General features: G+C 64.6%; 15 protein-coding genes and 1 tRNA gene. 6 read left to right on the top strand and 10 right to left on the bottom strand.

All coding sequences use genetic code 11. From position 1 onward, the window contains the following. Nucleotides 1-124: 124 nt before the first annotated feature. Both rsgA and V6657_RS11390 read right to left on the bottom strand, forming a co-directional pair. Nucleotides 125-1,075, bottom strand: a complete 951-nt coding sequence (rsgA, locus tag V6657_RS11395) for a ribosome small subunit-dependent GTPase A (RefSeq protein ID WP_048931690.1) — start codon at nt 1,073-1,075, stop codon at nt 125-127. Further along, nucleotides 1,072-2,328, bottom strand: coding sequence for a M48 family metallopeptidase (locus V6657_RS11390; protein ID WP_048931691.1), 1,257 nt, complete (start codon nt 2,326-2,328; stop codon nt 1,072-1,074). The genes rsgA and V6657_RS11390 overlap by 4 nt, the downstream gene beginning before the upstream one ends. 73 nt (nt 2,329-2,401) lie before the next feature. Between V6657_RS11390 and orn the strand changes: the two genes are divergently transcribed. Then, nucleotides 2,402-3,049, top strand: coding sequence for an oligoribonuclease (gene orn / locus V6657_RS11385; protein ID WP_048931692.1), 648 nt, complete (start codon nt 2,402-2,404; stop codon nt 3,047-3,049). 6 nt (nt 3,050-3,055) lie between these two features. On the opposite strand, the gene mog is transcribed toward orn, so the two are convergent. Both mog and yjgA read right to left on the bottom strand, forming a co-directional pair. Then, the gene (mog, locus tag V6657_RS11380; protein ID WP_048931693.1) at nt 3,056-3,694 is read right to left on the bottom strand and encodes a molybdopterin adenylyltransferase; all 639 of its coding nucleotides are present in this window, start codon (nt 3,692-3,694) and stop codon (nt 3,056-3,058) included. After that, nucleotides 3,691-4,305, bottom strand: a complete 615-nt coding sequence (yjgA, locus tag V6657_RS11375; protein WP_274923372.1) for a ribosome biogenesis factor YjgA — start codon at nt 4,303-4,305, stop codon at nt 3,691-3,693. The genes mog and yjgA overlap by 4 nt, the downstream gene beginning before the upstream one ends. A gap of 81 nt (nt 4,306-4,386) precedes the next feature. Between yjgA and pmbA the strand changes: the two genes are divergently transcribed. Next, complete coding sequence (pmbA, locus tag V6657_RS11370; RefSeq protein WP_048931695.1) at nt 4,387-5,760, top strand: metalloprotease PmbA; 1,374 nt, start codon at nt 4,387-4,389, stop codon at nt 5,758-5,760. Between the two features lie 64 nt (nt 5,761-5,824). Here pmbA and V6657_RS11365 read toward each other — a convergent pair whose 3' ends face one another. Next, nucleotides 5,825-6,328: a dihydrofolate reductase gene (locus V6657_RS11365; RefSeq protein WP_048931696.1), complete on the bottom strand. Its 504-nt coding sequence runs from the start codon at nt 6,326-6,328 to the stop codon at nt 5,825-5,827. Next, entirely contained in the window at nt 6,325-7,119 is a 795-nt protein-coding gene (locus V6657_RS11360) for a thymidylate synthase (protein ID WP_048931697.1), read from the bottom strand. The genes V6657_RS11365 and V6657_RS11360 overlap by 4 nt, the downstream gene beginning before the upstream one ends. Nucleotides 7,120-7,366: 247 nt before the next feature. Between V6657_RS11360 and V6657_RS11355 the strand changes: the two genes are divergently transcribed. Further along, a complete protein-coding gene (locus V6657_RS11355; protein ID WP_048931698.1) occupies nt 7,367-8,368 on the top strand; it encodes a threonine dehydratase in 1,002 nt (333 codons plus the stop codon). Here V6657_RS11355 and V6657_RS11350 read toward each other — a convergent pair. After that, entirely contained in the window at nt 8,365-9,057 is a 693-nt protein-coding gene (locus V6657_RS11350) for a TerC family protein (RefSeq protein ID WP_048931699.1), read from the bottom strand. The two genes, V6657_RS11355 and V6657_RS11350, sit on opposite strands and share 4 nt — an antisense overlap. Nucleotides 9,058-9,574: 517 nt before the next feature. Here V6657_RS11350 and egtD point away from each other — a divergent pair. Next, the gene (gene egtD, locus V6657_RS11345) at nt 9,575-10,627 is read left to right on the top strand and encodes an L-histidine N(alpha)-methyltransferase (RefSeq protein ID WP_048931798.1); all 1,053 of its coding nucleotides are present in this window, start codon (nt 9,575-9,577) and stop codon (nt 10,625-10,627) included. 74 nt (nt 10,628-10,701) lie between these two features. Beyond that, a complete protein-coding gene (locus V6657_RS11340; RefSeq protein ID WP_048931700.1) occupies nt 10,702-12,000 on the top strand; it encodes an ergothioneine biosynthesis protein EgtB in 1,299 nt (432 codons plus the stop codon). Between the two features lie 67 nt (nt 12,001-12,067). Here V6657_RS11340 and V6657_RS11335 read toward each other — a convergent pair whose 3' ends face one another. After that, the gene (locus tag V6657_RS11335; protein ID WP_048931701.1) at nt 12,068-13,933 is read right to left on the bottom strand and encodes a DEAD/DEAH box helicase; all 1,866 of its coding nucleotides are present in this window, start codon (nt 13,931-13,933) and stop codon (nt 12,068-12,070) included. A 482-nt stretch (nt 13,934-14,415) separates the two neighbouring features. Here V6657_RS11335 and V6657_RS11330 point away from each other — a divergent pair, with 482 nt between their 5' ends. Beyond that, complete coding sequence (locus tag V6657_RS11330; protein ID WP_039596328.1) at nt 14,416-14,604, top strand: hypothetical protein; 189 nt, start codon at nt 14,416-14,418, stop codon at nt 14,602-14,604. 115 nt (nt 14,605-14,719) lie between these two features. Here the strand turns inward: V6657_RS11330 and V6657_RS11325 are convergent. Both V6657_RS11325 and V6657_RS11320 read right to left on the bottom strand, forming a co-directional pair. Continuing rightward, nucleotides 14,720-14,794, bottom strand: a tRNA-Arg gene (locus V6657_RS11325). Nucleotides 14,795-14,873: 79 nt separating this feature from the next. Next, nucleotides 14,874-16,286, bottom strand: a complete 1,413-nt coding sequence (locus tag V6657_RS11320; protein WP_048931702.1) for a chloride channel protein — start codon at nt 16,284-16,286, stop codon at nt 14,874-14,876. Nucleotides 16,287-16,373: the final 87 nt, after the last annotated feature.

Here is a 16,373-nt window from a genome sequence, read left to right as displayed (position 1 = left end):
ATCCTACTGCGCGGCCCGATCTTGTCTCTGCGATGCTCGCCGTACCCTTGTACGGCTGTGCTTCTCGAGCCAACCTCGGCCCGCTCGCTACGGATCGTGAACAGGTTCTAACGTTGATGCGGCCTTACCAGGGCTTCTGTTGCTCCGATTCGTGCAGCAGTTGCGCGTAGAGTTGGTGCCGACGCGGATCGATCTTGCCGCAGGCCACGCCTTCCAGAATGCCACAGCCGGGTTCCTGTAGGTGGCGGCAGTTATAAAAGCGGCACTCGGTCAGGCGCGGTCGGAACTCAGGGAAGGCGCGCTCCAGCATGCCTTCGCTCAGGTGGTGCAGGCCGAATTCCTGGAAGCCCGGCGAGTCGATCAGCACGCCGCCCTGGCCCCAGTCAGCCGGCAGGTAATAGAGCCGCGTAAACGTGGTCGTGTGCTTGCCGGAATCGAGCTTCTCTGAGATCTCGCGCGTCTGCGCATCGACACCCGGAATCAGCAGATTCAACAGCGACGACTTGCCCATGCCCGACTGCCCGATCAGGATCGAGGCACGCCCCGCCACATGCGGTTCCAGCGCAGCATGCGCAGCTTCCGGCGCGCCATGCACCGTCAACTCCACGATCGTGTAGCCAAGCTCACGATACAGCGCCAGACGCGAGCGAGCCGTTTCCAGTCGTGCGGTCAGGTCGATCTTGTTGAGCAGGATCAGCGGCGTGATGCCAAGCGATTCGGCAGCCACCAGTGCCCGGCCGAGCAGGTCTTCCGAGAAGCTCGGCTCGGTGCCGAGCATGATGATGACCTGATCCAGGTTGGCCGCCAGCACCTTGGACTTGAACTGGTCTGAGCGGTGCAGCAGGTTACGGCGTTCATCCACGCGCACGACCACGCCTTGATCGACAGCGGTGGCCTCGTAGACGACGCGGTCGCCAACCGCGCATTCGCTGCGCTTGCCACGTGGAAAACACTGCAGGTAGCCACCGCCTTCGCGTTCAACGAGGTAGTGGCGGCCATGTGCTGCGATGACGAGGCCGCGTTCTCCTGCGGCCTGTTGCTTCTGACCCGTGCGGCCCGGTTTGCCGCGCGTCATGCTCCGGCCTGCACGAGGCGTTCCACGCGCTGCGACGCTGTCGGGTGCGAGTAGTAGAACGTCGAGTAGATTGGGTCGGGCGTGAGCGTGGATGCGTTGTCCTGGAACAGCTTCACCAGTGCGGAGACGAGCTGCTTCGCATCCGCATGCTGCGCGGCGAAGGCATCGGCTTCGTATTCATCCTTGCGCGACGACAGGCTTGCCACCGGCGACACGAAGAATGTGAACACCGGCAAGACCAGGAAGAACAGCATCAGCGCCAGCGCGTGGTTGTCGGAGAACAGGTTGGGCGCCACGCCCAGGCCCAGGTAGAACCACGTGCGCGTCATCAGCCAGCCGAGCAGCGCCAGTGCGCCCAGGCTCAGCACGAACGTCACGGCGATGCGCTTGGTGATGTGGTGGCGCTTGAAGTGGCCGAGCTCATGCGCGAGCACGGCTTCCATTTCGGGCGGGTTCAGGCGGGCGAGCAGGGTATCGAAGAAGACGATGCGCTTGGTGGCGCCAAAGCCGCTGAAATAGGCGTTGCCGTGCGCGCTGCGGCGGCTGCCGTCCATGACGAACAGGCCCTTGCTGGCGAAGCCGCAGCGCTTGAGCAGGCCTTCGATGCGGGCGCGCATCTCTTCGTCCTGCAGCGGCGTGAACTTGTTGTAGAGCGGGGCGATGACGTTCGGGTAAATAGCCTGCACGAACAGCATGAAGGCCATCCACACGATCCACGTGTAGAGCCACCAGTAGGTGCCCATCTTGTCCATCAGCCACAGGACGGCCAGCAGCAGAGGCAGGCCCAGCACGGTGCCGATGGCCAGGCCCTTGAGATTGTCAGCGAACCAGAGCTTCCACGTCATGCGGTTGAAGCCGAAGCGTTCTTCGACCACAAACTGCGCGTACAGCGAGAACGGCAGTTCGATCACGCTGCTGATGACGATGACCGACGCGATGAGCGCCACGCCATACGCATAGCCGGGGCCGAACACGCCCAGCCATGCTTGGTTGATCCAGTTCAGCCCGCCGAGCAGCGTCAGCGCGATGAGCAGGGCGGCTTGTACCGGCACTTCCAGCATCGCCAGGCGGGTGCGGGCGATGGTGTAGTCGGCGGCCTTGTGGTGCATGTCCAGCGTGATCGACTCGGCAAACTGTGCGGGCACGGCGTCGCGGTGGCGTGCCACGTGGCGGATCTGCCGCGCGGCCAGCCACAGGCGTGTGGCGGACATCAAGACAAGGGCGATCAGGAAGACGACGGTAAAGGCGGGCATGTGGGGAAACCGGGGAAACACCTATCAGATATGCGAAAATTATAGCCTTCAGTCATTTTCTCAAGGCATTCGCGTGAGCACCCCAGTTTCCCAGTCCGCCGCATCCCCCTCGACCCCCAACCGTGTTGCCGCCAAGAGCGACAACAACCTGGTCTGGCTCGACATGGAGATGACCGGCCTGAGCCCCGAGAACGATCGCATCATCGAAGTGGCCGTGGTGGTGACGGATTCGGAGCTGAACGTGCTGGCCGAAGGCCCGGTGCTGGTGATCCATCAGTCCGATGAGCTGCTCGACGGCATGGACGCCTGGAACAAGGGCACGCATGGCCGCTCGGGCCTGATCGACAAGGTCAAGGCGTCGACCACCACGGAAGCGGAAGCGGAAGCCGAACTGCTGGCTTTCCTCAAGAAGTGGGTGCCGAAGAGCAAGTCGCCGATGTGCGGTAACTCCATCTGCCAGGACCGCCGCTTCATGGCGCGCTACATGCCCAAGCTGGAGGAGTATTTTCACTACCGCAACCTGGACGTCTCCACGCTCAAGGAGCTGTGCAAGCGCTGGCAACCGGCCATCGCCAAGGGCTTCACCAAGCACCAGCGGCACACGGCGTTCGCAGACATCATCGAGTCGATCGAAGAGTTGCGCTACTACCGCGAGCACTTCATCCGCGACGTGCCGCAGACGCCGGACGCCGAAGCGCTGGCATCTTCGGTCGCTCCGTAATCGTTCCTAGGCCTGCAGCGGCTTTGCACGGACAGCGTGCTTGGGCCGCCAGGCCTTGACCACGCTGTCATTCGTTTCGATGTACGGGCCGCCGATCAGGTCGATGCAATACGGCACGGCCGCAAAGATGCCCGGCACCGTGGCGTGGCCTTCCACATCTTTCAGGCCTTCCAGCGTTTCCTTGATGGCGCGCGGCTGACCGGGCAGGTTGATGATCAACGCGGCGCGTGACGGCGTTTCGCGAATCACCGCCACCTGGCGCGACAAAATCGCCGTCGGCACGAAATGCAGGCTGATCTGGCGCATTTGCTCGCCAAAGCCGGGCATTTCCTTGGTGGCGACGGCCAACGTGGCCTCGGGCGTCACATCGCGGCGCGTCGGGCCGGTGCCGCCGGTGGTGAGCACCAAGTCGCAGCCGGCATGGTCGACCAGGTCGATCAGCGTTTCGGCAATTGTGGCCTGGTCATCCGGAATCAGGCGCTCCACCCCTTGCCACGGCGACGACAGCGCGGCGCCAAACCAGTCGCGCAGCGCCGGAATCCCTTCATCCTGATACGTGCCGGCCGAGGCGCGGTCCGAAATCGACACAAAGCCGACGATCAGTTCGTCGGGATGGCGGCGGGTGATCGGGGCGGATGCGGTCATGCTTCGTCGTCTTCGGCTTCGGGTTGATCGGCGTCGTCGTCACGGGCATTGCCATCCAGGGCCTGCTTGACCATCTGGAAAATCTCGCGCGACGACTTGGGCGGCTTGGCCAATTGCGCTTCCTTGCGCGCATTGCGCACCAGCGTACGCAGGGCCTGGACGTCGGTGTCGGGGTGCGTGGCAATGAACTCGGTGACGGCATCGTCACTTGCGATCAGGCGGTCGCGCCAGCGTTCGATGGCGTGCAGACGCGCGGTTTCCGCCTTGGAGGCGCCCACGAAGGAGGCCATCACGCGGCGGATGGCTTCGACTTCTTCGTCGGTCAGGGCGCGCATCAGCTTGCCGATGTACTGCATCTGGCGGCGCTTGCCTTCGTGCGCGGTGGTGCGCTTGGCTTCGCGCAGGGCGTCGACCAGCTTTTCGGGCAGCGGCACCTTGGCGAGTTTGTCCTTGGGCAGCGCTTCCAGGGCGGTGCCCAGATCCTGCAAGGCGTTCACCTCGCGCTTGCGCTGCGATTTGCTCTTGGGCGTATCCGGATCGTCCTCGTCACCAATGTCCAGGCGCACGATGGGTTGCAGATACGTGGGGTTGTGTCGGGATGCTCGGCTCATGGCGCGCATTGTATCTTGCTATGATGGGCGCTTCCGCCGCTTGTGCCAAAATCGCGGCCCGTTTTCCCCCCTTGATTGCCTATGTCTCAAACGCTCGATTCCAAGACTGACACTGTGTTTGCCTACCGCCGCGAACAGCTCGAAGAGATGGCCCGCGATGTGCTGCGCGTCGCGCGCGAACTCGGTGCCACCGATGCCGCGACGGAAATCTCCGAAGGCCAGGGCCTGTCGGTCACGGTGCGCAAGGGCGAGATCGAGACCATCGAACAAAACCGCGACAAGATCGTCGGCGTGACGGTCATGCTGGGCAAGAAGCGCGGCAACGCCAGCACGTCGGATTTCTCGCCGGCGGCGCTGCGCTCCACGGTCGAGGCCGCCTACAACATCGCGCGCTTCACGGCGGACGACGATTGCGCCGGCTTGGCCGAGGAGGAACTGCTGGAGAAGCATCCGCAGGACATGCAGCTCTATCACCCGTGGACGATCGACGCGGAAGCCGCCGTTGAAATCGCCCGCGCTGCGGAAGCTGCCGCCTTTGCCGTGAGCCCCAAAATCCGCAACAGCGATGGCTCGAGCATTTCCGCCCAGCATTCGCACTTCGTCCTGGCGACGTCGCGCGGGTTCATGGGCGGCTACCCGTATTCGCGTCACTTCATTTCGGCCGCGCCGATTGCGGGGTCGGGCGCGCATATGCAGCGCGATGACTGGTACTCGTCCAAGCGTTCGCCCAAGGATCTGGCGGCGCCGGAAGCGATCGGCAAGTACGCCGCCGAGCGTGCGCTTGCCCGTCTGTCCGCACGCCGCCTGACCACGCGCAAGTGCCCGGTGCTGTTCGAGGCGCCGCTGGCTGCGGGCCTGCTGGGTGCGTTTGTGCAGGCGGTGTCGGGTGGCGCGCTGTATCGCAAGTCGACCTTCCTGCTCGATACGCTGGGCAAGGAAGTCTTCGCGCCGCACGTGCAGATCAAGGAAGACCCGCACGTGTTGGGGGGCATGGGTAGCGCGCCGTTCGATGAAGAAGGCGTACGCACGCAGCGTCGCGATGTGGTCAAGAACGGTGTGGTGGAGGGCTACTTCCTGTCGACGTATTCCGCGCGCAAGCTCGGCATGCAGACCACCGGCAACGCGGGTGGCTCGCACAATCTGACGTTGCTCTCCGACAAGACGAAGCCCGAAGACGACTTTGCCGGCATGCTGCGCCGCATGGGCACGGGCCTGCTGGTGACCGAGCTGATGGGCCAAGGCGTCAACTACGTGACGGGCGATTACTCGCGCGGCGCGTCGGGCTACTGGGTCGAGAACGGCGTGATCCAGTACCCGGTGGAAGAGATCACCATTGCCGGCAACCTGAGCGAGATGTTCCGTCAGATCGTCGCGATTGGTGCGGATGCGCTGGTGCGTGGCACGAAGGAAACCGGCTCGATCCTGATCGAACAGATGACGATTGCGGGCGAGTAAATTGCCGTAGCCGAAATGAAAAACGCGCTCGAAACTGAGCGCGTTTTTTCTTGCCTGGGACTTGTTACTGATCGTCCGAAGGCGGCCGTTCGTACGTGACGAAGGCGTAGTCGAAATCGTTGGGCGCGGCCGCGTGGTGCGTCTCGCGTGCAACCTCGTGCCAGACTTTCGGGTCCGGCGCCGGAAAGTGCGCATCGCCTTCGAAGTCCGCGTCGATCTCGGTGACGATCAGGCGATCTGCGCTCGGCAATGCATCCGCATACAGCTGCGCGCCACCGATCAGGAAGATCTGCTCGACGCCCACGCACAGGCGCTGTGCATCTTCCAGCGAATACGCAATCTCGCAGCCCGGCAGCTCCAGCTTGGCATTGCGCGTGACGACGATATTGCGACGACCCGGCAGCGGTCGGCCGATCGAGTCGTACGTCTTGCGGCCCATCACGATGGGCGCGCCCATGGTGGTGCGCTTGAAGTGAGCGAGGTCTTCGGGCAGGCGCCAGGGCAACGTGTTGTCGCGGCCGATCACGCCGTTGCGGGCGCGCGCGACGATAAGCGTGAGGATGGTCATACGGCTACGGGTGCCTTAATCGCGGGATGGCTTTCGTAGCCGACGATTTCGAAGTCTTCGTACTGGTAATCGAAGATGCTCTCCGGCTTGCGCTTGATGTGCAGCTTCGGCAGCGGAAGCGGCTCGCGCGCGAGTTGCGTCTCCACCTGTTCGAAGTGGTTGTTGTAGAGGTGGCAGTCGCCGCCCGTCCAGACAAAGTCACCCACATCCAGGCCGGTCTGCTGCGCCACCATGTGCACGAGCAGCGCGTAGCTGGCGATGTTGAACGGCACGCCGAGGAAGATGTCGGCACTGCGCTGGTAGAGCTGGCACGACAGCTTGCCGTCGGCCACATAGAACTGGAAGAACGCGTGGCAGGGCGGCAGCTTCATGCGCGGGATGTCGGCCACGTTCCAGGCCGAGACGATCAGCCGGCGTGAATCGGGGTTGCGCTTGATCTGCGCGATCAGCTCGGCGATCTGGTCGATGTGTTCGCCGTTGGGCGTCGGCCAGGAGCGCCATTGGGAGCCGTAGACGGGGCCCAGTTCGCCATCGGCGTCGGCCCATTCGTCCCAGATCGTCACGCCGTTGTCCTGCAGCCAGCGCACGTTGGTCGAGCCCTGGAGGAACCACAGCAGTTCATAGACGATGGACTTGATGTGGACCTTCTTGGTCGTCACCAGCGGAAAGCCGTCCTGCAGGTTGAAGCGCATCTGGTGGCCGAACACGGAGCGCGTGCCGGTGCCGGTGCGATCGGCTTTGTCGGTGCCATGTTCGTAGACATGGCGCATCAGGTCGAGATAGGGCTTCATTGCGGCTCGGTGGACCGAGAAAATATCGAAAAAGGGATCCAAACAAGATCGAGCCGCATTGTAACGTGCCCCGCTGGAAGCGACCGGGCGGTATCAGAGCGCGGAACTGTGCCGGCAGTGTCCGGAAACTGGCCCGGTCGAGCGGGCGACACAGTTGGCCTGACAAATCGCAGAATTGTCGATGTTCCGGGGCGCCGCGGGCAGGCAAGATAGCGTCATCGCCTCAAACTGTCTGCCGGAGATTGCCATGTCGCCCACAACCACCGCCGCTTCGCTCAACCGTGCTGCCGAACTGCGCCGTCTGCGCGCGGCCGCTGACGTCGTCCACGCGGTGATTCCGCCGACGCCGCAATACTGTTGGCCGCTGCTCTCGCAAGCTGTGGGCGCAGCGGTGTGGGTGAAGCATGAGAACCACACAGAAGTGGGCGCCTTCAAGGTGCGCGGTGGGCTGACGTATCTGCATGCTCTGCGCCAGCGCGAGCCGGAGTTGCGCGGTGTGATCTCAGCAACGCGTGGTAACCACGGTCAGTCGATCGCACTGGCAGCGGGCCAGAGTGGCATGACGGCGACTGTTGTCGTGCCGCACGGCAACAGCGTGGAAAAGAACGCCTCCATGCGCGCGCTCGGCGCTGAATTGATCGAGGCGGGGGACGATTTCCAGGCGAGCCGTGAGTTGGCCGCCGAATTGGCCGTCGTGCGTGGTTTGCACTACGTGCCTTCGTATCACGAGGATCTGGTCGCCGGGGTGGCGAGCTACTGGCTGGAATTCTTCGAGGCGGTGTCGCTGGATGTGGTCTATGTGCCGATCGGCATGGGTTCGGGTATCTGCTCGGCGGTGGCTGTACGCGATGCACTGGGGTTGTCCACTCGCATTGTCGGCGTTGTGTCCGCACATGCACGTTGCTACGAGCACTCGTTTGCCAGCGGTGCGGTCGTGTCGGCACCGGTGACGACGCTGCTGGCTGATGGCTTGGCGTGCCGCACGCCGGACGCGAAGGCGTTGGAGGTGATCCGCGCGGGCGTCGGCGAGATCGTCGCGGTGACGGATGAGGAGGTGGCGGAAGCGATTCGCCTGTATTTCTCGACCACGCACAACGTGGCGGAAGGCGCCGCTGCCGCGGCCTTGGCGGCCGCATGGCAGCAGCGAACGCAGATTGCCGGCTTGCGCGTTGGCTTGCCGCTGACCGGCGGCAATATCGACCGCGCCTTGCTGGCGCGGGTTCTCGCCGGTCAGTCGATTGAGGCTTAAGCCGGCTGCTGGCGGCGGCGCTGCACCATCCAGCCGCCGCCCAGCACGATCACGAACACCACAGCATATACAGCCCACACCAGCGGTTGTTGTTCTGCAAGGAAGGGCCTGAGGACCGGCTCGGCCACGATCATGTGCGCGGCCGTATAAGCCAGCACCGCAGCACCGCCGTAGATGATGACCGGGAAGCGCTCGATCAGGCGCAGCACCACACCGCTGCCCCACACCACCACGGGCACGCTGATCAGCAGGCCCAACACCACCAGCAGGAAGCTGCCATGCGAGGCGCCGGCAATGGCGAGCACGTTGTCGATGCCCATCACCGCATCGGCGATGATGATGGTCTTCATTGCGCCCATCAGCGTGGTGCTGCCGGCGCCGTGTTCGTCACCACCTGGGCCATCGTCAGCCAGCAGTTTCCACGCAATCCACACCAGCGCCAGACCGCCCACCAGCATCAGGCCCGGGATCTTCAGCAGCCACACCACCGCGAGCGTCATCAGCGCCCGCACGACGATGGCGCCCGCCGCACCCCACAGGATGGCTCTCTTCTGCAGCTCAGGCGGCAGGTTGCGCGCGGCCAGCGCGATGAGGATGGCGTTATCGCCTGCCAGCACAAGGTCGATCACGATGATCGATGCCAGCGCGGCCGCAAACTGCATGGTGAAAATGTCAGACAACCATTCCATGGTGGCTCCAAAGTCAAACAAGAAACTGGGTTGACCGGATGACATGGAGGGCAGGGACGCGACACATTGCAGACCGACCAAACATCCGGTTGCAAAGGTCTTGCTCGACACCAACAGGTTGGGAACCTGCCGCTGCCGACACGACCGGAGGCGTTTCTCTGCCTCGTCTTGACGATCGTGCCTGGGGCTGAAGAACCCCCGAGCTACTCCCCTTTGAGGAAGTCCGCATTATAGCGTAGGCAGCGATTGCTGCGACGCACAAATGCAACACCCGCATCACAGCGCGGCATGCGTGGTTTTTTCAGAGGCGCAGGTGATTCTTACGCGACGCGTCACACCGCATTGCCGCGCTCTCGGGTGAAAGAACGGTGGCGCTGTCACGAAGCGGCGTCTACGCTGCAATTTCACCCGTGCAGACCCGAGCCAGCCGAGTGAGGAGGCGGTGGCACATTTCTCGCTGCCAATGGCCCTCATGACCATGCCGTACCGTGCCGTTCCACCCACAACGGGAGACACCATGCAGGCCACCAAGCCATCCGCCGATGCCTACGCCCGCCGCGCGCTGGCGCGTCTGGTCCAGCCGCAGCCCAAGCCAACCATCGACGCCATCGGTGCGGGCCTGACGTTCTACCAGCTCTTTGCGGAAGACGATGCAGCCCTGCGTGCCGAGGCAGAAGCCGGTTTGCTGGCATCCGCCGCCAGCGTCAGCCCGAAGTTCTTCTACGATGCGCTCGGCTCCCGTCTGTTCGAGGCGATTACCGATCTGCCCGAGTACTACCCAACCCGCACTGAAGCCGCCATCTTCAGCCTGCACGCTGCGGAAATCGCCCTGCGCGTCGGGCGTGGCGCCACGCTCATTGATCTGGGCGCCGGCAACTGCGAGAAGGCCGCGCGCCTGTTCCGCACGTTGGCACCGTCGCGCTATGTGGCCATCGACATCTCCGCGGATTTTCTGCGCGATACGCTGCGCGCCTTGGCACGGCAGCATCCGCAGCTTCCCATGGTTGGGATCGGCGCTGACCTTTGCGCGCCGCTCGTATTGCCCGATGCCGTGGGCGATGGGCGCCGAGTGTGGTTCTATCCCGGATCGAGCCTGGGCAATTTCACGCCTGACGATGCGCGGGCCTTCCTCACGCGCCTGCGCGAGGCCTCAGCCCCCGGTGACAGCGTGCTGATCGGTATCGACCTCATCAAGGACGCACGCCGGCTCGAGGCTGCCTACGACGATCCGCTGGGTGTGACGGCGGCGTTCAACCTGAACGTGCTGCGCAATCTGAACCGCCTGCTGGGCGCGAATTTCGACGTGCGGGATTGGCGCCACCTCGCGCTGTATCGCACGGATGCGCACCGCATCGAGATGCATCTCGAAGCCCGCTGCGATGTGACGGTTCGCTGGGGCAATCAGGCGCGCGCGTTTGCTGTTGGCGAGCGTGTGCACACGGAAAACTCCGTCAAATACGATCTGCCGCGCCTGCAGGGTCTGTTTGCCGACGCGGGCTTTGAAGACCTGCACGCGTGGACCGATGCGGGCGAGGATTTCGCTGTCTGCCACGCCAGCGTCAGCCGCTAGGCGAGGGCGGGAGCGCAAGGCGGGCGGTGCGATAATGGCTCTCGATCTTGAGATGCCGCCCGAGGTGTGCCGCGATGGCTGAATTCTTCATGCTCCCCGATCCGACCTTCATCGGATCGCTTTCCGACTGGACCGATGGCCGTCGCCTGCCGCGTCAGGGCATCGCGCACAGCCTGGTGGATGCGCGCAATCGCACGCTGGCGCTGCTCGCCGCGTTTGGTGATACGCAGCGCGGCTGGCAGATCGAACGCGTGCCGCATCACGCGCCGCCGCTCTGGACGTTGGGTCAGCTCGCCTGGTTTGCCGAGTTCTGGTGCCTGCGCGAGCCGCGCCGCAATGGCAGCGACACCATCGAAGACGGCGCCGGTACCGAATGGGATCTTGCGCGCTGGCAGGCCACGCTGCCCGCTGCGCTCGAAGGCGCCGACAGCTTCTTCGACATGGACCGCCTGCCGCCGGATGCCTGTTGGGAGCTGACGTTGCCCGGTATCGCCACCGTCAAGCAATACGCGCACGATGTGCTCGACCGCGTGCTGCGCAAGCTGGCCACGCTTGGCACTGATGACGATGCGGCGCTCGAACCGTTCCGCTGGGCCGTCTTTCATGAAGATCTGCGCGCCGAACACCTGCATGGCCTGCTGCAGGTGCTGGGCCTGCAACCGGCTGGGCAGCCGCCGCTGGCGGCCGTGGCTGTACCGGCAGCCCAGACGCTGTCCTTGCCTGGGGGGCACTTCCAGATGGGTTGGCCGGATGCCGATGGGTTCTTCTTCGACAACGAGTGCCCGCCTTACCGCACCTATGTGCCCGCCTTCGAGATCGACGCGCAGCCGGTGACCAACGCTCAGTACCTGGAGTTCATTGAGGATCGGGGCTACGACCATCCGCAGTGGTGGTCACCTACCGGCATGGAGTGGCTGATGATGCAGGAGCGTTCCGCGCCGCTCGGTTGGCAGCGCGACCCTGCCACGCGCACATGGCAGGCGTTGCGCTACGGTCAGGCCCGTACGCTCAACCGCGACGAGCCTGTGCGCCACGTGAGTCTGTATGAAGCGCAGGCATGGTGCCGCTGGGCCGGCCGTCGCCTGCCGACTGAAGACGAGTGGGAAATGGCTGCCGTGCAGGGCCGGGCCGGTTTCCACTGGGGGCAGGTGTGGGAATGGACGGCATCGCCGTTCGAGCCGTATCCGGACTTTGTGCCGGGTGTACCGCGTGGCCGTGTTGCAGGTCTGTCGGCGCCGCATTTCATGACGATGCAGACGGTGCGCGGCGCAGCCGCCCACACGCCGCAACGGGCGCATCATCCGCGCTTCCGGGGTTTCCTGCTGCCGGAGCGCGACGACATCTTTGTCGGCTTCCGCACGTGCGCACTGTGAGTTCGGCGCAGGCAAAAGAAAAGGCCCCTTGCGGGGCCTTTTTCATTGGGGCGATGCGCTTAGCCGATCAACGATCGAAATCGCGCGAGCGGCCCTTGCTGCCGTAGCTGTCGCGGTTGCCGTCGCGATTGCCGTAGCTGCGGCGCGGCGCGCCGGTGCCGTTGCTATCGCCAAAGCGGCTGCCACCGTTGTTGTCGCCGAAGCGACGCGGGGCGCCTTCGCGGTTTCCGTAGCCTTCGCGGTTGCCGTCACGGTTACCGTAGCCACCGCCGTTGCTGTTGCCAAAGCCACGGTTGCCGTCTTGCGTACGGGCCGGTCGCTGTTGCCAGTCACCACGGGTTTGCTGGCCTTGGCCGTACGATTGGCGCGGGGCGCGGTCGTCACGGTTCCACTCGCGCTGGCCGCCTTGGCCTTGGTAGCCACCGCCACCATTGCCGTTGCGATCATCACGACGCGGGGCGAAGCCCTCACGGTCGCCGCCGAAGCTGCGCTGGAAACGGCCTTCGCTGTTACCGCCATTGCCGCCTTGGCGTGCGCCGTAGCCTTCACGCTGGCCGCGATAGCCGCTACCGCCGTTGTTGCCACGGTAACCACCGCGGTCACCGCCGGCACGCGGGCCGCCAGTGCGCGGCTTCGGCGAGCGCTTCGGCTCCAGGCCTTCGATGACGCTCGCATCGATGCGGCGGTCAACGAAGCGCTCGATGCGGCGCCATTGGAACGTGTCGTTGTGGTTCACCAGGTTGATGGCGATACCGCTGCGGCCGGCACGGCCCGTACGGCCGATACGGTGCACGTAGTCTTCAGCCTGCTTGGGCAGGTCGAAGTTGACCACGTGGGTGATGTCCGGCACGTCGATGCCGCGTGCAGCCACGTCGGTGGCCACCAGAATGCGCAGATGGCCGCGGCGCAGTGCCGTCAGCGTGCGGTTACGCGCGCCTTGGTGCATGTCGCCGTGCAGGGCGCCGGCGGCAAAGCCGGTTTCGGTCAGACGCTCGGCCAGCGAGTCGGCATCGCGCTTGGTTGCCGTGAACACGATCGCTTGCTTGAGCGAGGCATCGCGCAGCAGGTGGTCGAGCAGTTGCTGCTTGTGCGAGACGTCGTCGGTGAAGTGCAGGCGCTCTTCGATGTTGCTTTGGTCAACCTTGGCGGCAGCGATTTCAATACGCTGCGGGTCGCGCATCATGCGCTCGGCCAGTTGCTCGATGCGGCGGTCCATGGTGGCCGAGAACATCAGCATCTGGCGCGTAGCCGGCGTGGCGCCGACGATGGCTTCGATGTCGTCAGCAAAACCCATGTCGAGCATGCGGTCAGCTTCATCAAACACCAGCATGTTCAGCGCCGACAGGTCGATGCGGCCCGAATCAATGTGGTCGAGCAGGCGGCCCGGCGTGGCGATGATGATGTCCGGCATGCGTGCCAGCATGTCGAGCTGCTTCGGGTAGGGCATGCCGCCCAGGATGCTCGCGCAGACGATACGGCGCATATGGCGGCCGTACTGCGACGCGGCGGTCGTCACCTGCAGGGCGAGTTCACGCGTGGGCGTGAGCACCAGCAGCGACGGCTTGGCCGGGGCCGGGCGGGGGCGGCGGCCCTTCATGCGTTGCGGCGGGCCGTCCATGCGCGGGCGCTGCGGCTCGGGCTGCTCGCTGATGCGTTGGATGGCCGGCAGCATGAAGGCTGCGGTCTTGCCCGAGCCGGTCTGGCTCGTGACCAGCAGGTCGCTGCCTGCCAGGGCGGCCGGAATGGCTTGCGCCTGCACCGGCGTCGGGGTGGTGTAGTTCACTTCGCCCAGCGCGCGGACGATGCGCTCGTCCAGGCCCAGCTCAGCAAAAGCGCTGGCGCGGGTAGCGGCGTCGGCGATGAGGCTGTCGGTATTGGTAGTGGTGGTTTCAGCGTGCGCAATGGCGCCGCTGCCGTCTTGAGGCTGCGTCATGTCGAATAGGTAGTAAGGCTGCCGCGCCGACCGCATCAACGGATGCAGGCGACGGAAATGGGATACGGCGACCGGTTAATTACGGGCGTCGGCGCCAATCGGATAAGGCCGGTTCGACAGACGAGGCTGCAAAACGGACAAGGCGGGGGAGTGGGCCGGCCACAAGCTGAATCAATCAGCGAGGTAGGGCGGCGGTCCCTGCGGCGTGATGTGAATCCACGCGGGAGATCGGAGACGATGCCAAGCTCTATGGCAATCGGCTGCGCATGCTTCGGGGCGGAATTCTGGGTGATGGGCGCCGGTGTTGAAACCAGCACATCAGCCAACCGCAAAGGGGCAGTAAGCAGCCAAGCCGTGGACTATAGCACGATTTTTTGCAGTGCGCAAAAAAATGCGGGTGCTGGCTGTATTGCAACAGGTTGCCGGAATGGGGGCGCGTCCTATACTCAAAACACCGGTCATTTGCGGCCGGCAAGGGGCGGATGATGGAATTCCCGATGGCCTTCTCCAACCTATACCTGTTGCTCGCCGTGTGCGTGGCGGGCGTGATCGGACTGGTATCTGCACCACTGGCGATCCGAGGTGCGCGGGTAGGGATCCGTGTGCTGCTGACGATCATTGGGGTGCTGATCGGGCTGCTCGTGCTCGAAGCGCTGCCGGTGTTGACCTAGATGACCCGGGGCCATCCGCAGCCATAGGCCCGCCCGTTTGTGGCGGGCCTCGTCGTTTCCGGCACCGGAAAACAAGAAAGCCAGGCGATGTCTGCCTGGCTTTGTCATATGCCGGTGGTCCCGCCGACAGGAATCGAACCTGTATCTCACGCTTAGGAGGCGCGTGCACTATCCATTGTGCTACGGCGAGTGACCTGTCCCAGGTGACGCAAAAGGCCGCCCGAGCGAGCGGCGATTCTACGCAATTTGCCTCGCCAAGGCCAGACAGCCTAGGCCTTTGCAGCCTTTTTGGAAGCTGCTTCCACGGCCAGTGCCTCGCGCCGGAAGGTGCGCGAGGCTGCGTGATAGAACGGCCGTGGGCAGAATTGCCGCGCCACGAATGAGGCCAGCAAGGTCGCCGCGAGCAGGTGGAACATCATGTTCTGGCTGCGCGTCATCTCCATGACGATCACGCTGGCGGTGATGGGCGCCTGCGTGGCCGCCGCCAGAAACGCGGCCATCGACACCAGCACCAGCACGCGCTCGTCGGCAAGGCCTGCGGTGAGCTGCCACAAGTGCTGACCCAGTCCCGCGCCAATTGCCAGCGACGGCGTGAAGATGCCGCCTGGAATGCCGGCAAAGTACGACGCCACAGTCGCGGCCAGCTTGGACACGCCAAACCAGTGCGTCTCGATCGGGTGGCCGTTGAGTAGTGCTGCCGCTTGCTCGTAGCCGGTGCCGTAGGTATCGCCGTGCGTGCTGGCGCCGATGCATGCGAGGACGACGCCACAGCCAAACGCAGTCCATACCGGATGCTGCTGAACGCGCTGCCCGATGGCTGCGGGCAGAATTCCCGTAACGCCGCCCAGCAACAGCTTGGCGAACAACCCGCCGAACACGCCGCACACCAGCGCGGCCAGCACGATCCACGGCCAAGCTTCGCGCAGGAACAGGATGGGCTCGTGCACCTGGAAATACGGGTTGTTGCCCACGATGGCCAACGATAGGAAACCCGAGGCCAGCACGCCCGCCAGCACCAAGCGGTCCCAACGCAGGGACGCACCCTTGCCGAGTTCCTCAATGGCGAAGACCACGCCAGCCAGCGGCGTATTGAAGGCTGCCGCCAAGCCACCAGCTGCGCCGGCAGTCAACAGTGCCTGCGCATGAAAACCGACGCGCACGCCGGCGCGGTGCTGCCACCAGGACCCCCAGGCCAGCATGGCCGCCGCGCCTACCTGCACCGACGGCCCCTCGCGCCCGACGGATGCGCCGAGGAACAGCGCCACCGCGGTCAACCCGATCTTCCAGAGCGCCTGCGGAAAAGACACCAGCGTTGTTTGCGCTGCCCCGAACGGCGGCAGATGCTGTGTGGCGATGACTTGCGGGATACCGCTGCCGCGCGCCTGCGGTGCCACACGCAGCGTCAGCCAGCGCAGCGCCGCCAGCCCCGGTGGCAATAGCACAACGGCAGCCCAAGCGTAGTGGGCGTGCAGGGCGCGTTGCCACGCCAGCGCGGTATCCGCCACCCACGAGAACACCAATGAGAACACCGCCACGCCCATCGCGCCGGCCAGGAAAATCGAGAACCGTAGCCCGTTGCGCGACATGCGCGAGGTTTGCCGGAGTTTGCGATCCAAGGCGCGCAACACGCGCTGACGCAAGGCGGCAAATGGAGAGGAGGGTGGGGAGGGCGTATCACTCATGGAAAGGCTGGAAGGGGCGACGCAAACCGCGGCACAGAGGGACTATCGGAACTGCGTGAAGCTTTGATGATGGTAGGGGTGTTGTGG

Origin of the sequence: Ralstonia sp. RRA, assembly GCF_037023145.1 — a bacterium.
GTDB lineage: Bacteria > Pseudomonadota > Gammaproteobacteria > Burkholderiales > Burkholderiaceae > Ralstonia.
This window is presented reverse-complemented; position numbering and strand designations above follow the sequence as displayed.